At 47.4% G+C, this 551-nt stretch carries 1 protein-coding gene; it reads right to left on the bottom strand.

Annotated elements, in window-relative coordinates; all coding sequences use genetic code 11:
• On the bottom strand, positions 1–551 hold a 551-nt coding region (locus tag ACFINY_RS09950), incomplete at both ends, for a phage terminase large subunit (RefSeq protein ID WP_375701086.1).

The following is a 551-nucleotide window of genomic DNA, read 5'->3' as shown; positions in this document are numbered from 1 at the left end:
TTTCTCAGATCATCAAGCCGCGCTTCATTCAAGATCTTGGGAAACTTCGGATTGTCTGACCAGTTGATCTCAACACGCTTGATTGCCTCATTGTCTGAAAAGCGAAACCGCTTCTCAACGGGGGCATTCTCTCGCAACGGGTTCCATGTCACCCATAATTCTGCCCGCCATCCCTCTCCTTCTTCTCGCAAAGTCGGTATAAGCGTTTGCCAAGCCGTCTCTGTTACCGGCTCTGCTTCATCAACCCAACAAAGCAAAATGCGCCCCATCGATTTAATGCTCGCAATATTACGGTCAAGACCAGAAAACTGAAAGGCTACGCGACCATCTATCGACTTAATCGACGATTCCCCAACCTTGTAATAGTCCTTTAAAAAGTCGTGCGCTTCAATGGCGCGCTTAATCTCCTCCAATGAACTTTCTGCCAAAGAATTCTGAAACTGACGTGCACAAAGAATGGTCCCCGATATCCCCTGCATACCAAATTGATAGCCTTTTAAAGCAGCCATCAATGCAAATGATCTTGTCTTTCCAGACCCTCGTCCACCCCA

Origin of the sequence: Bartonella sp. AA23NXGY (assembly GCF_042197165.1) — a bacterium.
Classification (GTDB): domain Bacteria; phylum Pseudomonadota; class Alphaproteobacteria; order Rhizobiales; family Rhizobiaceae; genus Bartonella.
This window is presented reverse-complemented; position numbering and strand designations above follow the sequence as displayed.